The following is a 22029-nucleotide window of genomic DNA, read 5'->3' on the forward strand; positions in this document are numbered from 1 at the left end:
GCAGAACACCGGGCACACCGCAGGAAACCCCCTGTCGCAAACCGCCCACCCATGGCAGCAGGGGACGATGACCGATCCTGCCGCCACCCATGTCGCCGATACCGAGCATCTGGGACTGATCGCCGTCCTGCCGCCCGCCGCCCGCCCGTTCGCGCTGCTCGCGCGGTTCGACCGGCCGATCGGCTGGTGGTTGCTGTTCTGGCCCGGCGCATGGGCGATCGCACTGTCGGGCCGCGCCACCGAGCGCTGGGACATGTTGCTGTGGTTCCTGCTCGGCTCGATCGCGATGCGCGGCGCGGGCTGTGTCTACAACGACATCATCGACCGCGATCTCGACCGGCAGGTGGCGCGGACCGCGAAGCGGCCACTGGCGAGCGGCGCGGTGTCGGTGAAGGCGGCGTGGGCGTGGCTGGTAACTCTCAGCCTCATCGGCCTCGTCGTCCTGCTGCAACTGAACCTCACCGCCGCCATCGTCGCGCTCGGCAGTCTGGCGCTGGTCGCGGCCTATCCGTTCATGAAGCGGATCACGTGGTGGCCGCAGGCGTGGCTCGGCATGGTGTTCTCCTGGGCCGCCCCGGTCGCATGGGCGCAGATGGCGGTGGGCGACTGGGCCACGCTGGCGCTGCTCTATGCCGGGTCGATCGCGTGGGTGATCGGCTATGACACCATCTATGCCTGTCAGGACATCGAGGATGACGCGATGGTCGGCGTCCGCTCGTCGGCCCGCGCGATGGGCGGGCGGGTGCGCGGCGGGGTGACGTTGCTGTACGGGGTCGCGATCGTCTGCTGGGCAGCGGCGGTGTGGCGGGTGTTCCCGACGCCCCTCGCGCTCGCCGCGCTGCTGCCCGCCGCGCTGCACTTGTCGTGGCAGGTCGCGACACTGAAACCCGACGATGGCGCGAACACGCTGGCGCGCTTCCGCAGCAACCGCGACGCCGGATTGCTGCTGTTCCTCGGCCTTCTTGTCGTCGGACAGGCGGCGTGAGCGTTGCCCTCGGCGCGAACGCTTCCCATGTCGCTGCCATGCTGACTCCCGCCATCGCCGCCGACCGTGCCCATGCCGCCACCCTCCGTGCCCGCGCGCACGGTGCCGACGCCGCCGATGCGATCCTGATCGCCGACACCGCGCTGGCGGTATCGGTCCGCCTCGGCGCGCTCGAGGATGTCGAACGTTCCGAAGGATCGGAACTGGGCCTGCGCGCCTTCGTCGGCCGTCGTTCGGCGAGCGTCTCGACCTCCGACCTGTCCGACGCCGGTCTCGATGCGCTGGCTGAGCGGCTGGTGGCGATGGCGAAAGCCGCGCCCGAGGACCCATGGGCCGGCCTTGCACCTGCCGAACGGCTACTGCACGGCGCGCCGCCGCTGCTCGATCTGGACGATGGTGGCGACGTCTCGCCGCAAGCGTTGCGCGAAGCGGCGCAGGCGGTCGAGGATGCCGCGCGCGCCGTTCCCGGCGTCACCAATTCCGAAGGCGGATCGGCCAGCGTCAGCCGTGCGGTCGTGGCGCTGGCGACCAGTCACGGCTTCGCGCACGGCTATGCCGTCACCAGCCACGGCATCTCCGCCAGCGTCGTCGCCGGGAGCGGCGAGGGGATGCAGCGCGACCACGCCCATCACGCCACGCGCCACCGCCGCATGCTCGAAGCGGCGGATGAGATCGGCACCCGCGCGGGAACGCGCGCCGTCGCCCGGCTGAACCCGGTGGCGATGCAGAGCGGCGTCGTGCCGGTGGTGTTCGACCCGCGCGTCGGCTCCAGCCTGATCGGCCATATTCTCGGCGCGATCGGCGGCCCGTCGATCGCGCGCGGCACCAGCTTCCTGCGCGACTGTCTGGGCAAAGCGATCCTGCCGACCGCGCTGTCGATCCTCGACGATCCGCATCTGCCGCACGGCCTGCGCTCGCGCCCGTTCGATGGCGAGGGGCTGGCGGTGTCGCCGATGGCGCTGGTCGATCATGGCGTGCTGGAGACATGGCTGCTCGACAGCGCGTCGGCGCGGCAACTGGGGCTGGAGCCGACCGGCCATGCCTCGCGCGGATTGGGCGGCCCGCCCGGCGTCACCACCGGCAACATCCATCTGGCGGGCGGCAGCGGCAGCCGCGACGCGCTGATTGCCGACATCGACTATGGCGTGCTCGTCACCGAGCTGATCGGGCAGGGGGTGAACGGCGTCACCGGCGACTACAGCCGGGGCGCGTCGGGCTTCCTGATCGAGAATGGCGAGATCACCCGTCCGGTGTCGGGCATCACCATCGCGTCGAACCTGCGCGACATGCTCGGCAGCTTGAGCGCGGCGGGCGACCTCGAATTCCGGCAGGGGGTGAACGTGCCGACGCTGCGAGTCGCGGCGATGACGGTCGCGGGTGGCTGACGCCGCGCTGCTCGGGCGCGTCGTTGCCATCGCGGGGGAGGCGGCGGCGTTGGCGCACGCCCGGTTTCGCGGTGATTTCGCAACGTGGGAAAAAGCACCGGGCAATCCGGTGTGCGAGGTCGATCTCGCCGTCGACCGATTGCTGCGCGAGCGATTGTCGGCGCTGTTGCCCGATGCCGGCTGGCTGTCGGAGGAAACCGCCGACGACGCTGACCGGCTGATGCGCCGCCGGGTGTGGATCGTCGACCCGATCGACGGCACCCGCGACTATATCCGCGGACGCGACGGCTGGGCGGTATCGATCGCGCTGGTCGAGGATGGCCAGCCGGTGCTCGGCATCCTCCACGCGCCGGCGCGCGGGCAGGTATGGACGACGCTGGCCGGGGCCGGGGCCTATGCCAATGGCAGCCGCATCCACGCCAGCGCCCGCACCGATTTCGCGGGCAGCCGCACGCCCGTCGACGTGCTGGCAAAGGCCGACCGCGATCTGGCGGTGGTGGCCAAGCCCAATTCGATCGCGCTGCGGATGGCGATGGTCGCCAACGGCGATGCCGATTTCCTGGCAACCCTGCGCTGGGGCAATGAATGGGACGTCGCGGCCAGCATCCTGCTAGCGCGCGAGGCGGGCGCGACCGTCACCGATGCGATCGGCCGCAAGCTGCGTTTCAACCAGCCGCGCCCGCAATTCTTCGGGGTGATGGCCGCCGCGCCGGGCATCCACGCGGCGGCGGTGGAACGGCTGCGCGACCGCGCGATCGTGGCGCTGGGCAAGCGGTAGGATGGGGTGGCTGGCGCGGCTGTTGGGGCGGGAGCGGCGCGAGCCGTTCGAGTGGTTTAAGGTCGACCGCAGCAACCCGCAATCACGCCCGGTCGCCCCGCCGGAAGCGGCCGACGATCCCGACTGGGCATGGCGGACGCTGGTCGCATGGTGGGACCGGACCCGGAGCGACATCCCGATCGGTGGGGCTTCCGACGAAGTGATCGAAACGCTGGAACGCCGCTACGACATCGTCCTGCCGCCGGACTTCCGCGCCTATCTCGCCAACGCCTGTCCATCGCGCGAGGAAGAGATGGATGCCGGGATGGGAACGTGGTGGCACCTTGATCGCCTCCGCAACCTGCCCGACGAGCATGAGCATCCGGTAGGTCCCGTCATCAGCGACGGGGGGAGTCGCTGGCTGTTCTTCGTCGATCATCTGATCTGGAGTTGGGCGTGGGTGATCTGCTGCGAACCCGGACCCGATTGGGGGAAGGTCGCCGTGATCCTTGGCGAAAATGACGACTGTATCGTGGCCGCCAGTTTCTCCGATTTCGTCGCCGGCTACATCGCCGATCCCTACGACATGACCTGACCCCGGATCAGCCGCCATTCATCGGCGTTGTGCCATCACCATGGCGATGACCGAGACGCTTCCCGACCGGACGAAAGGCACCGCGCTGGCGGTGACGATCGGCCTGCACGTCCTGCTCGGCTGGGCGCTGATCGTGGGGTTGGGCGTCGATATTCCCCGCGCCGCGCAAGGCGCGCTCGCCACGTTCGACATCCTGCCGCCCCCGCCCGATCCGCCGCCACCCCCGCCCGTGCCGCAGGTCGTGCGGGCAGGCCGCCCCGAAGGCCGCGCCGCGCCGCCCAACATCCGATCGAAAGCGACCGAGATCGTCGCGATCCCGCCGGTCGTGCCGCTGCCCGTACCGCCGCCGGTCGTGACCGCGCCGGTCGCCGGTCCGGGCAACGATGCCTCGTCGGGCGCGACCGATATGGTCGGGCCGGGCACCGGCGCGGGCGGGATCGGCGATGGCCTCGGCAGCGGCGGCGCGGGGGATGGCGACGGGTCGGGCGGCGGCGACACGCCCCCCGAACAGATCGGCGGCTCGCTGCAAGGCGCGCGCCTGCCCCCCGACCTCGAGGAAAACGGCTTCGAGGGCAGCGTCGAGGTCGACTATGTCGTCGAACCGAACGGCCGCGCGACCGACTGCCGCATCCGCCGCTCGAGCGGCAACCGCGCGATCGACATCGCGACCTGCCGCCAGATCGAACGCGCCTTCCGCTTCCGCCCGTCGCTGGACAGCCGGGGGCGGCCGGTGTCGTCGGTCATGGTGCAGCGGCACGAATGGGATGTGGAGCGGGAGTAGGGGGGCCTAGGGCCGATCGACATTCAATCGTCCGTGACGCCCGCATAGACCATTTCCGTCACCCCGGACTGGTTCCGGGGTCCACCGTGCAGCGATCGATGCCGTTGGAGGCACTTGCGACAGCGTTCGCGGCCAGGTGGACCCCGGAACAAGTCCGGGGTGACGAAAGAGGATGGTATTTTTACCTACGGACTTCACCGGAAGAACCGAATGTCGATCGGCCCTATATTTCAACGCCTTGGATTGACGGAAAGGAGGATTGTCGTTCCGCGGTCGTTAGAGTGCTGCCGAGGCTTCCACATATACGCCGTTCGGAGTGAAGGGCAGGAACACCACGACGGGGTGTCCGACGAAAGGCGCACAGCCTAACGCATATGCGCTTACCAGCACCGATCGCCGATACCGGCTGACCGAGAGTACCGGCTTCGCGTTCGGATAAACGGCGCGGATGAGATATGGTCGCAGTCCAGCCCCGGCGGGGGGATGAGTTGTATCAGTGAACCGTGCTGCTTTCGCATTCGACAACGGCATGGCCGATCTTAGCGCCAGTGCTTGAACCGCATCCGGCACGTTACGGACCACCGCCCGGACCTGTGACCGATCGATTTCGACCGCATCAGCGAAAGCGGGGGGAGGATCGTTTTCCCAACGATGCGATGCGGGAATGAGGCAATCCGCTTGTTCGGGGTCGGCAGATGTAAGCGCAGCACACCCACTCGGCACCAGCAGTATCGCCAGCACGGGTGCGTAGCGGAGCAACCGCCTACTCCTCGCCCTGATACCTGATCTGCAAGAACCGCTCCCGCGTCGCGAGGCTGTCCAGATCACCCTGCGCCAGTTGCTCGGTCATCGCCGCGATTTCGCTGTCGATGACCTTCAACCCCTCGACCAGTTGTTCATCCGGCGTGCGCCCGTTGCGTGGGGTCCGGCGCAGCAGCTCGGGCACCCGCTGATAGCCGCGCACCAGTTCGGGCAGTTGCTCGCCCACCAGCTTGCGCACTTCGGCCGCCGCCGGCTCGCTCTCGCTCAACCCCGCCAACTGCGCCGACAGCGTATCGAGCTTGATCCCGATCGCGTCGGCCAGCGTCATGGCGGGCGCGGGCAGGGCGGGGCGCTGTGCCGACAGCCAGCGCTCGGTCTGCGCCGGCAGCGATTTGAGCGGCGCCTGCACCAGTTGCTCGGCCACCACCTCGCGCGTCACCGGCATCAGCGCGAACAGCGCGGTGGCGGCGATCAGCAACGCCATCACCAGCATCGCGCCACCCAGACCCAGCGGCAGGAACCACCCGATCACCAGCGCGCCGACGATGATCGCGCCGTCCGCCACCGCGATCCGGCCGAGCCGCCGCAGCACCTCCGCCTCGCGCCGCCGCCTTGCGCGCGGGGCGACCGCGCCGTGCCGCTCGCGCACGCGCTCCAGCGTCAGTTCGGCGCGCTCCAGCGTCTCGTCGGCACGGGCCATCGCGGTTACATCGCCTCCAGCTTGAACGTCTCGCCCCTGCCTGTCGCATTCTGCGACGCACCCTCGGCGCGGGCGATATAGCCCTTCGATTTCTCGATCTCGTTCGACAGCGTGCCGACCGTGGTTTTCATCGAATCGAGCGCCTTCAGCTTGAACGTGTCGATCGCATCCATCGTGTCATAGACGTTCTGGAACGCGCGTTGCAGCACCTCGACCGGAATCGTTGCCGATGCCGCCTGTTCATGGATCGTCGCCGTCTGGCTTTTCAGCAGCTTGCTGGTCGAATCGATGATGTTGGCGGTGGTGGTGTTGAGCGCGGTGATCTGTTCGAGCACCAGCTTCTGGTTGGTCAGCGCCTGCGCCACCGTGACGGCCGTGCGCAGCGCGCCGACCGTGGTGGTGCTGGCACGGTCGACGCCCTTCACCAGCTCGACATTGTTCTTCTTGACCAGATCGAGCGCCAGATAGCCCTGCACCGTCACCGCCATCTGCGTCAGCAGGTCCTGGCTGCGCTGGCGGACATAGAACAGCGCGGTTTCCCGCACCGCCTTCGCCTTGGCCGGATCGCTGTGGTCCAGCTCGTTGGCCTTGTCCTCGAGCTTCTGGTCCATCTCCTTCGACAGATAGATCATCTGCTCCAGCCGCCCCATCGCGGTCCACAGGTTGGCGCGTTCGGTGTCGATGGCGGCATTGTCCATCAACAGCTCGTCCTTGCCCGACTGCAGGCGTTTCAGAATTTCGGCGATATGGCTCTGCGCGGATTTATAGCCGTCGAAATAGTCGCGCACCTTGCTGCCGAACGGGATCATCCCGAACAGCTTCTTGGGCTCCATCAGATTGCCCTGACGACCCGGATCGAGGTCCTCGATCGTGCGGCGAAGCTGCGCCAGATCGGTGCCGACGCCCGATTCCTGATCCATCGCCCGCACCGGCCGGTCGAGGAAGCGGTTCGACTGGCCCGCCGCCTCGCGAATCTCGCGCGCGCCTAGATTGCTGATCGCATCGACCCGCTTGCCGAATTCGGGCGAGTTGGTGTCCTGCGCGATCAGTTGCTCGATGAAGTCGTCGACCCGGGTCTGCAACTCGGTCTTCTTGGTGTCGTCCACCGGCACCAGCCCGGCGGCCTTGGCCGGGGCCACCGTCGGCACCGGATCGGGCGGGGTCAGCACCAGCGTCGGTTCGTCGATCGTCAACGTCGCCATAATCCCTCCAACGGTCGTCCCGCCCTAGATGCCGGGGAACGTCACCGGGTTCAACTGTGGTATTTAGATAATACACCACGGTGATGCAACCTCTTGTCCCACGTTGTCAAACGCGATAGCCAGCCCGGCAGAGGGGATTGCCATGACGAAGCGTTTATCCGGCCTGTTGCGGACCGCCGCCCTGTCGCTCGCGTTGGTGACGCAGGCGGCGCAGGCACAGGACCAGTTCATCGATCCCAACACGCTGAGGCCGTCGCTTGATCCGACGCGGACCGCCAACGGCCTCGCGCTCACCCCGCCGATGGGTTGGAATAGCTGGAACAAATACGGCTGCACCATCACCGAAAAGATCGTGCGCGACATGGCCGACGCCATGGCGGGCAACGGCATGAAGGCGGCGGGCTACACCTATATCGTCATCGACGATTGCTGGCATGGGGCTCGCGACGCCAACGGCTTCATCACTGCCAATGCCGAGAAATTCCCGAGCGGGATCAAGGCGCTTGCCGACTATATTCACAGCAAGGGGCTGAAGTTCGGCATCTATTCGGACGCCGGTGCCAAGACCTGCGGCGGCAAGCCCGGCAGCCAGGGCCATGAATATCAGGACGCGCTGACCTATGCCCGCTGGGGCGTCGACTATCTGAAATACGACTGGTGCTCGACCGGGGTCCGCAATGCCGAGGAAGCCTATGCGCTGATGGCGGATGCGCTGAAAGCCAGCGGCCGGCCGATCGTGCTGGCGATCTGCGAATGGGGCAACAACCGGCCGTGGGAATGGGCCAAGAAGATCGGCAATCTCTGGCGCACCTCGTCCGACATCCGCGACGGGTGGAAGGGCCGCGAGAAATGGTCGATCGGCATGACCGACATCGTCGACCTCAACGAACCGCTCTATCCGCACGCCGGCCCCGGCCACTGGAACGATCCCGACATGCTCGAAGTCGGCAACGGCGGGATGAGCGATACCGAATATCGCGCGCATTTCAGCCTGTGGGCGATGATGGCCGCACCGCTGATCGCCGGCAACGACATCGCCACGATGAATGACGCGACGAAGGCGATCCTGCTGAACCACGAGGTCATCGCGGTCGATCAGGACGCGCTTGGCGCACAGGGCCGCCGCGTCCGTGACGACGGCGATCGGGAAGTCTGGTCGCGCACGCTGTCCGACGGATCGCGTGCCGTGATCCTGTTCAACCGCGGCGAGACGCCCGCGCCGATCACCGCGACCTGGCCCGAGATCGGCTATCCGGCGGGGGTAACGGCCGAAGTGCGCGACCTGTGGGCGCACAAATCGCTCGGCCGCATGACCGGCAAGTTCGCCGCGACCGTCCCGGCGCACGGCGTCGTCATGGTCCGCGTCACGCCGGGTAAGTAGAAGAGGGTTTTCGCGCAGAGGCGCAGAGGCCGCAGAGGGAAGGGCGCGATCGGGAGACGCTGTCGCTTGGCTATTACAACGACAGCGTCGAACGCCCCCTCTCTGCGCCTCTGCGCGAAAACTCCTTTTTCTCTACTGCGATCATGAAGAAGGAAGGTTGGTTCACGCGGAGGCGCGGAGGGGTTCCGGTCGTGGCGTCCGTCATCCGCGCCAGCAGCTTCTTGCCTGCGTTTCCGGTAGCGCACCGTCTCCCGGACGCGAACCGGGTGCCGCAAGCGCAACCCCTCCGCGTCTCCGCGCCTCCGCGTGAAAAAATTCCAGCGTATTTTACGCCAACACGCTGCACCGCAAAAACGCCCCCTTTGCGGAATCGCGATAAATACGCTAAGCGCGCGCCCAACTGCACTCCCGCACGATCCAGGAAATAGTATGAGCCTTCGCAACGTGGCGATCATCGCCCACGTCGATCACGGCAAAACCACGCTCGTCGATCAGTTGTTCCGTCAGTCCGGCACGTTCCGCGACAACCAGCGCGTCGAGGAACGCGCGATGGATTCGAACGACCTCGAAAAAGAGCGTGGCATCACCATTCTCGCCAAGCCGACCTCGGTCGACTGGACCCCGCCGGGCAGCGATGAATCGATCCGCATCAACATCGTCGACACGCCGGGCCACGCCGACTTCGGCGGCGAAGTCGAACGCATCCTGTCGATGGTCGACGGCGTCGTCCTGCTGGTCGATTCGTCGGAAGGCGCAATGCCGCAGACGAAGTTCGTGACCGGCAAGGCGCTGGCGCTGGGCCTCAAGCCCATCGTCGTCGTTAACAAGGTCGACCGCAGCGACGCGCGCATCCAGGAAGTGCTGGACGAAGTGTTCGACCTCTTCGTCTCGCTCGACGCGAACGACGAACAGCTCGATTTCCCGGTGCTCTACGCCTCGGGCCGCAACGGCTATGCCTCGACCGACATGGACGCGCGCGAAGGCACGCTGATCCCGATGTTCGAGACGATCGTTGCCCACGTCCCCGCGCCGAAGGTGGAAGTGGAGGACGTTCCGTTCACCTTCCTCGTCACCCTGCTCGACCGTGACAACTTCCTCGGCCGCGTGCTGACCGGCCGCGTCAACTCGGGCACGATCAAGCTGAACCAGCCGATCCACGCGCTCGACAACGACGGCAAGATCATCGAAACGGGCCGCGCGTCCAAGATCATGTCGTTCCGCGGGCTGGAGCGCGTGCCGGTCGACGAAGCCAAGGCGGGTGACATCATCTCGCTGGCCGGCCTCGCCGTCGCCACCGTGTCGAACACCATCTGCGATCCGCAGGTCACCGAGCCGCTGCACGCGCAGCCGATCGATCCGCCGACGCTGTCGATGCGTTTCGCCGTCAACGATTCGCCGATGGCGGGGCGTGAGGGCACCAAGGTCACGTCGCGCATGATCCGCGACCGCCTGTTCCGCGAAGCCGAATCGAACGTCGCCGTGAAAGTGACCGAAGCCGCCGATCGCGACAGCTACGAAGTCGCCGGTCGCGGCGAATTGCAGCTCGGCGTGCTGATCGAGACGATGCGCCGCGAAGGCTTCGAACTGGGCATCTCGCGTCCGCGCGTGCTGTTCGGCGAGGATGAGGACGGCAAGAAGACCGAGCCGTACGAAACCGTCATCATCGACGTGGACGAGGAATATTCGGGCACGGTCGTCGAGAAGATGAACCTGCGCAAGGCCGAGATGACCGACATGCGTCCCTCGGGCGGCGGCAAGACCCGCATCACCTTCTCCGCGCCGTCGCGCGGCATGATCGGCTATCACGGCGAGTTCCTGTCGGACACGCGCGGCACCGGCATCATGAACCGGCTGTTCGAGAAGTACGGCCCCCACAAGGGCCAGATCGAAGGCCGCAAGAACGGCGTGCTGATCTCGAACGGCGCCGGCGAAGCGCAGGGCTATGCACTGGGTCCGCTCGAAGAGCGCGGCATCCTGTTCGTCGGCCACGGCGAGGCGCTGTACGAAGGCATGATCATCGGTGAGAACGCCAAGACGGATGACCTCGAGGTCAATCCGATGAAGGCGAAGCAGCTCACCAACTTCCGCGCATCGGGCGGCAAGGACGACGCGATCCGCCTGACGCCGCCGAAGAAGATGACGCTGGAACAGGCGATTGCGTACATCGACGACGATGAGATGGTCGAAGTGACGCCGAAGAACATCCGCCTGCGCAAGCGCCATCTCGACCCCAACGAGCGCAAGCGCGCGAGCCGGGCGAAGGCCGCCTGAGAATAGCGGGGCCGGGCAAGGCGGGCCGGGCAAAGGCGTAGCGAATGCTACGCCAAGCCGAACAAGGCCCGCCCGGCCGGCCTTGCTAAAGGCAAGGACCGACGACGTGGCTTCGCCACGTCGGGCGACAAAAAAGAAAACGGCCCCGGGAGCGATCCCGGGGCCGTTTCCTATTGCGGGAAGAACGCCTTGATCGGTCGCGCCGCGCCGGGCGTGCCGTCGATCACCGCATGGGTCAGCGCCATGCCCGCGCTGCTGTAGGCGAACAGTTCGGCGAGCAGGAACATCGCGACGAAGAAGCCCCAGCCCCACGCCCATGCGACATGCACCCGGCCGGTTCGCCGCCAGTCGGCGACCGCGCCGACGATCGGGAAGATCGACGGCGCGATCAGCGCCGCGATCCACCAGCCCCATGGAATCAGGAACGGCATCGGCAGCAGGCGTCCGAACCCCGGCCCGGTAATCGCGGCCATGGCGCAGAACATCAGCCGGCGATGCCAGTCGGTCCGCCGCCGCAGCGCGATGGCGGCACCCGTCAGCAGGGCGAAGGTCAGGATGCCGGCCGGATTGCCGATCAGGAAGGAGTTGACGTCGAACACCGGCGGTCCGCCATGGTCGCGCACGGCATGCAAGGTAATCGCAATGGCCAGCGTGACCATGACCGGCAACCAAATCAGTGCCAGCCAGCCAAGCCGCCGATGCCAATGGAGTGCTCGACCGGCGACCAGGGCGGTCTGCGTCACATACAGCGCGATCCAGCCCAGAAAGACGAGGCCGTGGACGTGGTAGACGAGCGGCAGCGCGAAGGACGAACGTCCGGCGGCGAGGTTTAGCGAAAATCCGGCAACCAGCACGGCCGCCATCGCAATCGCCGAGTAGAGAAAGAACCGATGTTCCCGCGTCGCGACCGACTGCGGCATTGACCGTGTAGCCATGTGTTATTCCCCCGATAACCCATGGACCGGCACCTTACTCCATTTCAGCCGGCAATACGATCGTTACGAAGGCGATTCGATCGGCGATGCGATGCCGTCAGCCCACCGGCACCCGCTCGTTCAGCAACGGGACCAGCTCCCGGTTCAGATCGTCGAGCGTCATCGCCCCCGCCTTGGCGTAGCGCACCACCCCCTTGCGATCGACGATGTAATTGGTCGGCACCGCCGTCGCGTCGTCGATCCCCTTGATCCGCTTGGCCGGGGTGATCGCCAGCGCATTGAACAGCGCCTTCATCTTGAAGATCGGCACCGATCCCTCGGTCGTCACCGCGAACACGCGCATGCCGTGCTTGCTGACCTGCCGGTAATAGCCGTCGAGCAGCGGCAGTTCGACGCGGCATGGCACGCACCACGTCGCCCAGAAATTGATGAGCACCACTTCGCCGCGATGTTCGGCCAGCGTCGTCTTGGTCCCGTCGGCCAGCGTGAACTCGATCGGCGGCGCGACCTGCCCGACCTTCAATTCCTTGGCGGCGGCAGGCGTGGCGATCGCGGCGGCGGCGAGCAGCGGCAACATCCATTTCAGCATATAGTATATCCCCCCGGCGCACAGGATTCGCCGAACCACGGATTTCGTCAAGCCGTTGCCGCGCCATGCCCCGCGCTGCTATCCCATGCCCCATGCCCCATCTCTATCTCGTCGACGGCTCCGGCTATATCTTCCGCGCCTATCACCGGCTGCCGCCGCTCACAAACATCCATGGCGAGCCGGTCGGCGCGGTTTATGGCTATACGTCGATGTTGTGGCGGCTGGCCGATGCGCTGCACAAGGCGGACGGGCCGACGCACATGGCGGTCATCCTCGACAAATCGTCGAAGACCTTCCGCAACGACCTGTACGACCAGTATAAGGCGCACCGCCCGCCGCCGCCCGAGGACCTCGTCCCCCAGTTCCCGATGATCCGCGATGCGACCCGCGCGTTCAGCCTGCCGTGCATTGAGGAAGCGGGGCTGGAAGCCGACGACATCATCGCCTGCTATACTCAGGCGGCACTGGCGCAGGGGTGGCAGGTCACGATCGTCAGCGCCGACAAGGACCTGATGCAGCTCATGACCGATCCGTCGGTCGACATGCTCGACACGATGAACAACCGCACGCTCGGCCCCGAGCATGTCGTCGAGAAGTTCGGCGTCACCCCCGACAAGCTGGGCGACGTGCTGGCGCTGATGGGCGACAGCGTCGACAACGTCCCCGGCGTCCCCGGCGTCGGCCCCAAGACGGCGGCCAAGCTCATCAACGAACACGGCGATCTCGAAGCGGTGCTCGCCGCCGCGCCCGAGATGAAGAAGGGCAAGCTGCGCGACAATCTGATCGACCATGCCGATGCCGCGCGGCTGTCGAAGGTGCTGGTGACGCTGAAATGCGATGGCGCCTTGCCCGAACCGCTCGACGCACTGGCGATGCAGGGCATCCCGGAGGCACCGCTCCGCGCGTTCCTCGAACATCACGGCTTCCGCACGCTGCTGACCAAGCTCGCCACCGTCGCCGATCCAGCCCCCGACACCCCGGCCGCACCGGTGGCGGACGATGACGAGGCGCCATGCAACCACGACGGCTATGAAACCGTCACCGATCTCGCCACCCTCGACCGCTGGATCACTGAGGCGACGGCGCTGGGCCATGTCGCGATCGATACCGAGACGACCGGGCTGGACGCCACCCGCGCCGACCTCGTCGGGTTCAGCCTCGCACTCGCCCCCAATCGCGCCTGCTATGTGCCGATCGCCCACGTCGGCACCGACATGTTCGCCGAAAAACCGGTCCAGATCGATCGCGACGCCGCCGTCGCCGCGCTGAAACCGCTGCTGGCCGACCCGGCGGTGCTGAAGATCGGCCATAACCTGAAATACGACATGGTCGTGCTCGCGCGGCTGGGCCTCACCGTCGCGCCCTATGACGACACGATCGTCATGAGCTTCGCGCTCGACGCCGGCAACCACGGCCACGGCATGGACGAACTCGCCGCCACCCACCTGCGCCATAGCTGCATCGCCTATAAGGACGTCGTCGGCACCGGCAAGAAACAGGTCGGCTTCGGCGAGATCGACCTCAAGACCGCCACCCGCTACGCCGCCGAGGATGCCGACGTGACGCTCCGGCTCCATCGCCGGTTCAAGCCGCGCCTGGCGTATGAATCGGTCACGACCGTCTACGAACGGGTCGATCGCCCGCTGGTGCAGGTGATCGCCGACATGGAGCAGGCCGGGATCAAGGTCGACGCGAAGGTCCTCGCCCGCCTGTCGGACGAATTTTCCACGCGCATCGCCGACCTCGAAACCCAGATCCACGACTTGGCCGGCACGAAATTCACCATCGGCTCGCCCAAGCAACTCGGCGACGTGCTGTTCGTGACGCTGGGGATCAAGGGCGGGCGTAAGGGCAAGTCGGGCGTCTATTCGACCGACGTCACCGAACTGGAACGCATCGCCGCCGACAGGACATCGGCCGGTGCCGAGATCGCCGCGCGCGTGCTCGACTGGCGACAGCTCACCAAGCTGAAGAACACCTATACCGACGCGCTCCAGGCGCAGATCAACCCCGCCACCGGCCGCGTCCACACGTCGTACAGCCTCACCGGCGCGCAGACCGGCCGCCTGTCGTCGACCGACCCCAATCTCCAGAACATCCCGATCCGCACCGAAATCGGCCGCCAGATCCGCGATGCCTTCGTGGCCGAGCCGGGCAACGTCATCCTCGCCGCCGACTATTCGCAGATCGAGCTGCGCCTGGCCGCGCACATCGCCGACGTGCCGCAGTTGCGCGAGGCGTTCGCGCGCGGTGACGACATCCACAGCATCACCGCGCAGGAACTGTTCGGCGAGGTCAACCGCGACACCCGCGGCCGTGCCAAGACGATCAACTTCGCGATCCTCTACGGCATCAGCCGCTGGGGCCTCGCCGGGCGGCTGGACGTGAGCGCGGAGGAAGCGCAGGCGATGATCGACCGTTATTTCGATCGCTTCCCCGGCATCAACCGCTACATCGCCGAAACGACGCAAGCCGTGCGCACCACCGGCTTCACCACCACCCTGTTCGGCCGCAAGACCCATTTCCCGCGCATCAAGTCGAAGGTGCAGCACGAACGGCAGGGGGCGGAGCGCGCCGCGATTAACGCGCCGGTACAGGGCACCAGTGCCGACATCATCAAACGCGCGATGACCCGCATGGGGCCGGCGCTGGCGCAGGCCGGGCTGGGCGAGGTGCGGATGCTGCTCCAGGTCCACGACGAACTGGTCTTCGAACTCCCCGAAGCGCTGGTCGAGGCGGCCACCCCGGTGATCCGCCGCGTGATGGAAACGGCGGCCGAACCGCTGGTCGACCTGAGCGTGCCGCTCGGCGTCGAGATCGGCACCGGCAAGAGCTGGGGCGCGGCGCACTGATCGGACAGCTCGTTTGTCGCTAAAAGACAGCCGACTTTTGTTGTCAACGCCGGATGCTGCCAATAGACTGTCGTCAATCCACGTTGCTGATAGCCGAATCGATGCCCATGCTTGCCAACCGATATGACATGTCCCGGGCGGTGTCGTATCATCACGGTGCGTTCCCGCCCGCGACCTTCGATTATGCCGCGCTCCTCGGACCGCTGGAGGAAGCGGCCGCGTCGCTGGCGCGGTACGATGCCAAGATGGCGAGCATGGTGAACAGCGAACTGTTCCTCGCTCCCCTGCGGCGGCAGGATGCGGTCAGTTCGTCGCGGATGGAGGGCACGATCTCGACGATCGAGGAAGTGTACCGGATCGAGGCGGAAGAAGACGCCGGCGCACTCGATCCCTATCGCGAAGCGCGCAACGACGACATCGAAACCTTCCTCTATTCCCGCGCGCTGCGCAACGCGCAGCAATCGCTGGCCGAGGGTGCGCCGTTGAGCGAACACCTGATCCGCACCGCCCATCAGCAATTGCTGTTCATGGGTCGCGGCGCGCGCAAGCGCCCCGGCGCGTACAAGACCGAACAGAATTATATCGGCGACGACCGTCGCGGTGTGATCCACTATGTGCCGATCGCGCCCGAAATGCTTGCCCCGGCCATGGAAGGGCTGGTGCGCTTCATGAACGGAAGCACGATGCGCCCGCTGATCCGCACGGCGCTCACCCATGTCGAGTTCGAGGCGCTGCACCCGTTCGAGGATGGCAACGGCCGGATCGGCCGGATGCTCATCACGCTCATGCTGTGGAAACTCGGCATCATCGCCCAGCCCAATTTCTTCGTTTCGGGCTATTTCGAAGCGAACAAGGACGAATATATCGCCCGGATGCGCGCCGTTTCCGCCGACGGCGACTGGACGGGATGGATCGTGTTCTTCCTGCGCGCGATGCACGCGCAGGCGGCCGTCAACATCTCGACCGCCGACAGGATTTTCGCGCTCTACAGCGACATGCGCGAGCGGTTTCGCGAAACGCTCAATTCGCAGTTTCACGATCAGGCACTGGACTTCGTCTTCGCCAGCCCGGTGTTTCGCAACGACCGTTTCGTCGATCGTTCGGGGATACCCGGATCCTCGGCCCGTCTGTTGTCGCGCCGTCTGGTCGACGCGGGCTTCCTGCGTACGATCGAGGGGTCGGCCGGCCGCCGCGCCGCGCTCTATGCCTTCGACCCGTTGCTCGATCTGTTGCGGGTCTGACGGGCTGTTCGAACCCTCGCGAACGCGCGGGTTTTCGCTTCGGCCCGATCGAACGGGTTCGGCAGGGTTGGTACCGGAACTCCGACCGTTGCCCGCAAGCCGCACCCGGCGTGCAAAGCGTAAACGAGGGGCTATGGCGCGGCGGCGGCATCCCCTATGACGCGGCGATGACCTGCCCCCCGCGCGGCGCATGACCGACGCGCCGACCCCGCCGACCGACGACATCGCCGCACTCGCCAAGGGTGGGCGGACGAACGTGTTCGGCTTCGTCCTGCGCCTCGTCGCGCGGTTGCCGTTCCTGTTCATCGCCGGCCGCGTCTATGGGCCGGAGATCGTCGGCCGGTTCGCGCTCGCCGTACTGGTGGTCGAACTGGCGGCGCTGATCGCGACGCTGGGGTTGAAGCGGGGGCTGGCACAGGCATTGTCGTCGACCACCCGGCCGCACGCGCATGTCGTGTGGGATGCGCTGGCGGTCGCCTTCATCCTCTCGGTCGCGGCCAGTGCGCTGCTCTTCGTCTTTCCGCAGATCATGTATCCCAACAGCCAGGTGATCGGCTTCGAACGCCTGCTGCCGCTGGTTGTGTTCGCCATCGCCTGGTCCGACGTCAGCCTGGCCGCGCTCGCCTACCGGTTGAACGTGAAGGCGGCGGTGACGGCGCGCGCGGTGGTCGAGCCGTGGACGATCTCGATCGCCGCATGGGGCCTGAGCTATTATTCGACGCGCGACGGGCTCATCATGTCCTACGTGCTGGCGATGGCGGCGGCGCTCGCCGCCTCGATCATCCCGTTCGTCCGCAGCTATGGCCTGCCGGTCGGCTGGTCGCCGCATCTGGGGCCGATGCTGGCGCTGGTGAAGCGAAACATGCCGCTGGCCGGCGCCGACGCGATCGAATGGGGCACGCGCAACGTCGATCGCTTCATCCTCGGGCTGCTGTTCGGCCCGGCGACGGTCGGCGTCTATTACATGGCGCAACAGGTCGCCTCGCTGCCGCAAAAGCTCAAGACCAGCTTCGATCCCGTCCTCGGCCCGGTCATCACTCATAGCCTCGCCGATGGCGACAAGGCGGCGGTCGCGCGACAGGTGCGGCAGGTCGGCTTCTGGATCATCACCGCGCAGGCCGCACTGGCGCTGGCGGGCAGCATCCCCGCCTCGGGCGTGATGGGCGTCGTCGGCCGCGAATTCGTCAGCGGGGCGGGGGCCTTGTCGTTCCTGCTGATCGCCGAGGTGTTCGCCGCCAAGGGCGCGGTGTCCGAAGCGGCGCTGGTCTATATCGCGCGCCACCGCAACCTGATGATCTCGCTGGCGCTGCTCGCGTTTCAGGTGGCCTTGAGCTTCGCGCTGGTCGCGCTGATGCGCGGCCTCGGCTGGCCCGAGCCATGGGCGGCGGCGGGGCCGGCGGTGGCGCTCGTCACCTCGGTCAGTATCGGCTCGGTCGTCAAGTCCGGGCTCCTCTCGAAACTGCTCGACCATAGCGTGCGCGATTTCCGCCCGGCGTTCGTCTGGGCGGTGCTGGCGGCGGCGCTGGTCGGATCGGCGATCATGCAGTTGCCGCGCCGCTACGAATGGGCGGAAATGCTGTTCGGCATCCCGATCATCCTCGCCACCTATTTCGCGATCCTGTGGCGCTGGGCCTTTCGCCCGGAAGACAAGGCGCTGTTCCACAAGAGCGCGGCGGCCGGCGAGGCGCACCTGCCGACCGACCGCTACAAGGTGTGACCCCGCGTTACTTGATGAAATAGCCGACGACGCCCCACCGGCCGCCGTCCTTCGCCAGCACCACCGTTTCGGTCGCACCGGCGCGGTTGGCGAAGGCCGTGCGGAACTCGACCAGTTGATATTCGCCCGCCGGGGCACCCGGCAGCGACGTGGTCGTGGTCGCCCGCTGGACGGTCCGTGATCGAACCGCGCCCAGCGGCGCGCGCACCGGCTTGACCTGCGCCGTCCACTGGTCGGCGGTCACGGCATCGCGGAAGGTCGCCCCGGCGGCCTGCCAGCTATCCTGCCAGCGTTCCTGGTCGACGATCGTCAGCCATTGCCGTGCGACCTGCTGCCCCGCCGGATCGCTCGCGACCTGTTCGGTGGCGGCGGGTGTCGGCGCGGGGGTGTTGAAGGCGGTGGCGGCCGCGATGACGGCGGCGATCAGGATCGACATGGTGAGCATTCCTCCACTGAGCCAGAGCAGTCGGGTCGACTGCGGCGGACCACTGGAAGCACCCGCAACGGCGTTGGGGGACACCCCCAATTGCTTGTCCCCCATGGTTTGGGGGCCACCGCGCTCGGCATCGCCCAAAATCCTTGCGGCCTCGCGGCTGCTCGATACCGCCAGCTTGCGCCGCGCGTCGCGCAACCGCTCGTTGATCGTGTGGATCGACAGGTTCAGATGCGCCGCGACCGACTTGGCATCATGCCCGGCGAGCAGCAGGCGCAGTGCCTCCTTCTCGCGTTCGGTCAGCGTATCGAGCCCCTCGCGCATCACGCGGTCGCAAACGGTGTCATCCCCGTCGTCTAGGAGGACGACCGGTCGACGGCAACCGCGACGCGGCTTCTATCGATAGCGCGACAGCGCCAGATCGCCCGTCTCGATCGCCGCTTGGCCCCCCGACATCAGGTCGGCGATCACCGCCGCCGATCCGCACGCCATCGTCCACCCCAGCGTCCCGTGGCCGGTGTTCAGCCACAGGTTGGACAGCTTGGTCGCCCCCACCACCGGGGTACTGTCGGGCGTCATCGGCCTGAGGCCACTCCAGAAACTGGCCCGCGACACGTCGCCCGCACCGGGGAACAGGCTGCCCAGTGAATATTCCAGCGTCGCACGCCGCGCATCGGGCAAGTCGTTGTTGAACCCCGAAATCTCCGCCATGCCGCCCACGCGGATGCGGTCGCCCAGCCGGGTGATCGCGACCTTGTAACTCTCGTCGAGCAGCGTCGAGACGGGCGCGCGTCCCTCGTCGACGATCGGCACGGTGATCGAATAGCCCTTCACCGGATACACCGGCAGCCGCAGGCCGAGCGGCTCGACGAGGCGCGGCGAATGGCTGCCCAGCGCCACGAGATAGGCATCGCCGCGCACCACCCCCCGGTCGGTTTCGACTCCCGTCACCCGGTCGCCTTGGCGCACCAGCCGGCGGATCGTCTGCCCCAGGCGGAACTCGACCCCCGCATCCGCCGCCATGTCCGCCAGCGCATTGGTGAATTTGAAACAGTCGCCCGTCTCATCACCCGGCAGCCGCAGCCCCCCGGCAATGTCCATGTTGCTGCCCGACAACCCCGGCTCGGCGGCGATGCAGCCGGCGCGGTCGAGCACCTCGAACGCCACGCCGTCGGCCTTGAGCACCGCGGTATCCTTGTCGATCCCCGCAAGCTGCTTCTCCTCGCGGAACAGTTGCAGCGTGCCTTGCGACCGTTCGTCATAGGCGATGCCGGTGGCGGCGCGCAGCTCGATCAGCTTGTCGCGGCTATATTCGGCCAGCCGCACCATCCGCCCCTTGTTCACCGCATAGTCGCGCGCGTTGCAGTTGCCGAGCATCGCGACCAGCCAGCGCAGCATCGCCAGATCGACCTTCGGCCGCAGGATCAGCGGGGCATGTTCCATGAACAGCCATTTGAGTGCCTTGCGCGGGATTCCCGGCGCCGCCCATGGCGAGGCATAGCCCGGCGAAATCTCGCCCGCATTGGCGAAACTCGTCTCCAGCGCCGGGCCGCGCTGGCGGTCGATCACCACCACCTCATGCCCGGCCTGCGCGAGATACCATGCCGAGGTGACGCCGATCACCCCCGCGCCAAGGATCACGATCCGCATGTGCTTGCCTCTCCGTGGCCCCGGACGGGCAGGATGCGCCGCGCATGGCGGTGGCGCAGTCCGGTCAGGATTTCATAGGCGATCGTGCCCGCATCCTCGGCCACCCGATCGATCGTCTGGTTCGGGCCGATCAGCTCGGCATGGCTCGCCTGCGCCAGTACGTCGTCGGGCACGCCGGTCACGTCGATGCAGATGCTGTCCATCGACACCCGCCCGGCGATCGGCGCGGCATGGCCGCCGACCCAGGTCATGCCCCGGTTGCTCAAGGCGCGCGGCCAGCCATCGGCATAGCCGTAGGACAGCGTCGCGATCCGCCGGTCATGGTCCGCGACCGACGTCAGCCCATAGCCGACCCCGGTCCCGGCGGGCACGTCGCGCACCTGCACGATCCGCGCATCGAGCGTGACGACCGGCCGCATCGGATTGGCGACCCCCATCTGCGGCGCACCGCCGTACAGCGCGATTCCGGGCCGCACCACATCGCCCTGATCGCCGGGCAGGAACGCGCCCGCCGAATTGGACAACGAGCGCGGGGCAGGGGGCAGCATCGCCGCCAGCTCGGCGAACCGCGCGCGCTGCGCGTCGTTCGCCGCAGCCCCCGGTTCGTCGGCGCAGGCGAAGTGGCTCATCACCAGCACCACCTCGATCCCGCCCAGCAGCGCCGGATCGACCGCGATCTCCGCCACTTCCGCCGGGGCAAGGCCCAGCCGCGACATGCCGCTATCGACCTGCACCGCCGCCGGCAACCGCCGCCCGGCCGCTTCCGCCGCCGCCCGCCACCGCGCGATGTCCATCGGACCGTTCAGCACCGGAATCGCTTCCGCCGCGATCAACGCCGCTTCCTCGCCCGGCGCAATCCCGTTCAGCACGAACAGCCGCGTATCTGCCGGCAGGGCAGGCCGCAGCGCCACCGCCTCCCCGGTCAGCGCGACGAAGAAGTCGCGGCACCCGGCACCGTACAACGCATCGGCGACGACCGCCGCGCCCAGCCCATAGCCGTCCGCCTTCACCACCCCGGCGGCACGCGCCGGCGCGACCCGGCCGGCGATGCTCCGGTAATTGGCGACCAGTGCGTCAAGATCGATCGTCAGCAAACCCATGCCCGTCGTCGGCTCCTTGCCCGTCCACGACGCTACTACAGTCGGCGCGGCAGATTGTTCGCGATTGTCGCATGATCTGCCATAGATTGTATCGAACGCAACAAGCGACGACGGATTTGGAACCATGACCCTCGACGCGATCGACCGCAAATTGCTCAGCCTGCTGCGGCAGGACGCGCGCCGTCCCAACAACGCGCTCGCCGCCGAAGTCGGTCTGTCGCCATCGGCCTGCCTGCGCCGCATCCGCCTGCTCGAAGACGGCGGCGCGATCCGGGGCTATACCGTCGTCACCCGCGCCGACCCTGCCGATCACGGCGCGACCGTGATCGTGCAGGTGACGCTGGAGCGTCAGACCGAGGAATATCTCTCGCGCTTCGAAGCGGCGGTGCGGCGCCACCCCGAAATCCAGGAATGCTGGCTGATGACCGGCCAGTCCGATTACTGGCTGCGCGTCGCGGTCGAATCCGCCGGCGCGTACGAGGCGCTCCACACCGACATCTTGTCGCGCCTGCCCGGCGTGACGCGCATCAACTCCAGCTTCGCGATGCGCAACGCGCTGATGCCAAGGCGTAGGGGCTAGGCCCGATCGGCATCTGGCTTCTCCCCTCCCTGGAAGGGAGGGGCCGGGGGTGGGTCGGCCGGTTGTGGAACGCTCGCTTTCCCTCGCAAGCCAACCCCCCCCCCCCCCCCCCC

At 67.2% G+C, this 22029-nt stretch carries 19 protein-coding genes; 11 read left to right on the forward strand and 8 right to left on the reverse strand.

The features are described from left to right. The first annotated feature begins 67 nt into the window (after positions 1 to 67). From ubiA to ASE78_RS04840, 5 genes are read left to right on the forward strand one after another with little or no spacing between them, the layout of a single operon-like run. Entirely contained in the window at positions 68 to 985 is a 918-nt protein-coding gene (gene ubiA / locus ASE78_RS04820) for a 4-hydroxybenzoate octaprenyltransferase (protein ID WP_056494003.1), read from the forward strand. A gap of 38 nt (positions 986 to 1023) precedes the next feature. After that, positions 1024 to 2370 (forward strand): TldD/PmbA family protein, encoded by a 1347-nt coding sequence (locus ASE78_RS04825; RefSeq protein WP_056494006.1) that lies wholly within the window; start codon positions 1024 to 1026, stop codon positions 2368 to 2370. Next, the gene (locus tag ASE78_RS04830) at positions 2363 to 3148 is read left to right on the forward strand and encodes a 3'(2'),5'-bisphosphate nucleotidase CysQ (RefSeq protein ID WP_056494009.1); all 786 of its coding nucleotides are present in this window, start codon (positions 2363 to 2365) and stop codon (positions 3146 to 3148) included. Before ASE78_RS04825 ends, ASE78_RS04830 begins: the two co-directional genes overlap by 8 nt. Position 3149: 1 nt before the next feature. Further along, on the forward strand, positions 3150 to 3722 hold the full coding sequence (locus tag ASE78_RS04835) for an SMI1/KNR4 family protein (RefSeq protein ID WP_056494012.1): 573 nt from the start codon (positions 3150 to 3152) through the stop codon (positions 3720 to 3722). Between the two features lie 46 nt (positions 3723 to 3768). After that, the gene (locus ASE78_RS04840; protein ID WP_082467056.1) at positions 3769 to 4503 is read left to right on the forward strand and encodes an energy transducer TonB; all 735 of its coding nucleotides are present in this window, start codon (positions 3769 to 3771) and stop codon (positions 4501 to 4503) included. Positions 4504 to 4779: 276 nt separating this feature from the next. Here ASE78_RS04840 and ASE78_RS18565 read toward each other — a convergent pair whose 3' ends face one another. From ASE78_RS18565 to ASE78_RS04850, 3 genes are read right to left on the reverse strand one after another with little or no spacing between them, the layout of a single operon-like run. After that, positions 4780 to 5262: a hypothetical protein gene (locus ASE78_RS18565; RefSeq protein WP_156351291.1), complete on the reverse strand. Its 483-nt coding sequence runs from the start codon at positions 5260 to 5262 to the stop codon at positions 4780 to 4782. A 4-nt stretch (positions 5263 to 5266) separates the two neighbouring features. Then, on the reverse strand, positions 5267 to 5965 hold the full coding sequence (locus ASE78_RS04845; RefSeq protein WP_056494015.1) for a hypothetical protein: 699 nt from the start codon (positions 5963 to 5965) through the stop codon (positions 5267 to 5269). 5 nt (positions 5966 to 5970) lie between these two features. After that, positions 5971 to 7167, reverse strand: coding sequence for a toxic anion resistance protein (locus tag ASE78_RS04850; protein WP_056494018.1), 1197 nt, complete (start codon positions 7165 to 7167; stop codon positions 5971 to 5973). 142 nt (positions 7168 to 7309) lie between these two features. On the opposite strand from ASE78_RS04850, the gene ASE78_RS04855 reads away from it, so the two are divergent. Beyond that, the gene (locus ASE78_RS04855) at positions 7310 to 8548 is read left to right on the forward strand and encodes a glycoside hydrolase family 27 protein (protein WP_056494023.1); all 1239 of its coding nucleotides are present in this window, start codon (positions 7310 to 7312) and stop codon (positions 8546 to 8548) included. A 429-nt stretch (positions 8549 to 8977) separates the two neighbouring features. Beyond that, a complete protein-coding gene (typA, locus tag ASE78_RS04860) occupies positions 8978 to 10819 on the forward strand; it encodes a translational GTPase TypA (protein ID WP_056494026.1) in 1842 nt (613 codons plus the stop codon). 170 nt (positions 10820 to 10989) lie between these two features. Here typA and ASE78_RS04865 read toward each other — a convergent pair whose 3' ends face one another. Further along, the gene (locus ASE78_RS04865; RefSeq protein ID WP_156351292.1) at positions 10990 to 11754 is read right to left on the reverse strand and encodes a hypothetical protein; all 765 of its coding nucleotides are present in this window, start codon (positions 11752 to 11754) and stop codon (positions 10990 to 10992) included. A 97-nt stretch (positions 11755 to 11851) separates the two neighbouring features. Beyond that, positions 11852 to 12343 (reverse strand): TlpA family protein disulfide reductase, encoded by a 492-nt coding sequence (locus ASE78_RS04870; RefSeq protein WP_156351293.1) that lies wholly within the window; start codon positions 12341 to 12343, stop codon positions 11852 to 11854. A gap of 92 nt (positions 12344 to 12435) precedes the next feature. Here ASE78_RS04870 and polA point away from each other — a divergent pair, with 92 nt between their 5' ends. The 3 genes from polA (at position 12436) to ASE78_RS04885 (ending at position 18153) form a co-directional block, all read left to right on the forward strand. Then, the gene (gene polA / locus ASE78_RS04875) at positions 12436 to 15195 is read left to right on the forward strand and encodes a DNA polymerase I (RefSeq protein WP_056494032.1); all 2760 of its coding nucleotides are present in this window, start codon (positions 12436 to 12438) and stop codon (positions 15193 to 15195) included. 101 nt (positions 15196 to 15296) lie between these two features. Beyond that, complete coding sequence (locus ASE78_RS04880) at positions 15297 to 16436, forward strand: Fic family protein (protein ID WP_235514879.1); 1140 nt, start codon at positions 15297 to 15299, stop codon at positions 16434 to 16436. 190 nt (positions 16437 to 16626) lie between these two features. After that, on the forward strand, positions 16627 to 18153 hold the full coding sequence (locus tag ASE78_RS04885; RefSeq protein WP_056494038.1) for a lipopolysaccharide biosynthesis protein: 1527 nt from the start codon (positions 16627 to 16629) through the stop codon (positions 18151 to 18153). Positions 18154 to 18160: 7 nt separating this feature from the next. On the opposite strand, the gene ASE78_RS04890 is transcribed toward ASE78_RS04885, so the two are convergent. The 3 genes from ASE78_RS04890 to alr form a co-directional block, all read right to left on the reverse strand. After that, positions 18161 to 18910, reverse strand: coding sequence for a helix-turn-helix domain-containing protein (locus ASE78_RS04890; protein ID WP_056494041.1), 750 nt, complete (start codon positions 18908 to 18910; stop codon positions 18161 to 18163). Positions 18911 to 18982: 72 nt separating this feature from the next. Continuing rightward, complete coding sequence (locus ASE78_RS04895) at positions 18983 to 20236, reverse strand: D-amino acid dehydrogenase (protein ID WP_056494044.1); 1254 nt, start codon at positions 20234 to 20236, stop codon at positions 18983 to 18985. After that, the gene (gene alr, locus ASE78_RS04900) at positions 20224 to 21336 is read right to left on the reverse strand and encodes an alanine racemase (protein WP_056494047.1); all 1113 of its coding nucleotides are present in this window, start codon (positions 21334 to 21336) and stop codon (positions 20224 to 20226) included. Before alr ends, ASE78_RS04895 begins: the two co-directional genes overlap by 13 nt. Positions 21337 to 21460: 124 nt before the next feature. Here alr and ASE78_RS04905 point away from each other — a divergent pair, with 124 nt between their 5' ends. Beyond that, the gene (locus tag ASE78_RS04905; protein ID WP_056494050.1) at positions 21461 to 21916 is read left to right on the forward strand and encodes an Lrp/AsnC family transcriptional regulator; all 456 of its coding nucleotides are present in this window, start codon (positions 21461 to 21463) and stop codon (positions 21914 to 21916) included. Positions 21917 to 22029 lie beyond the last annotated feature (113 nt).

The sequence above is a fragment of the Sphingomonas sp. Leaf25 genome (genome assembly GCF_001421635.1).
GTDB lineage: Bacteria > Pseudomonadota > Alphaproteobacteria > Sphingomonadales > Sphingomonadaceae > Sphingomonas.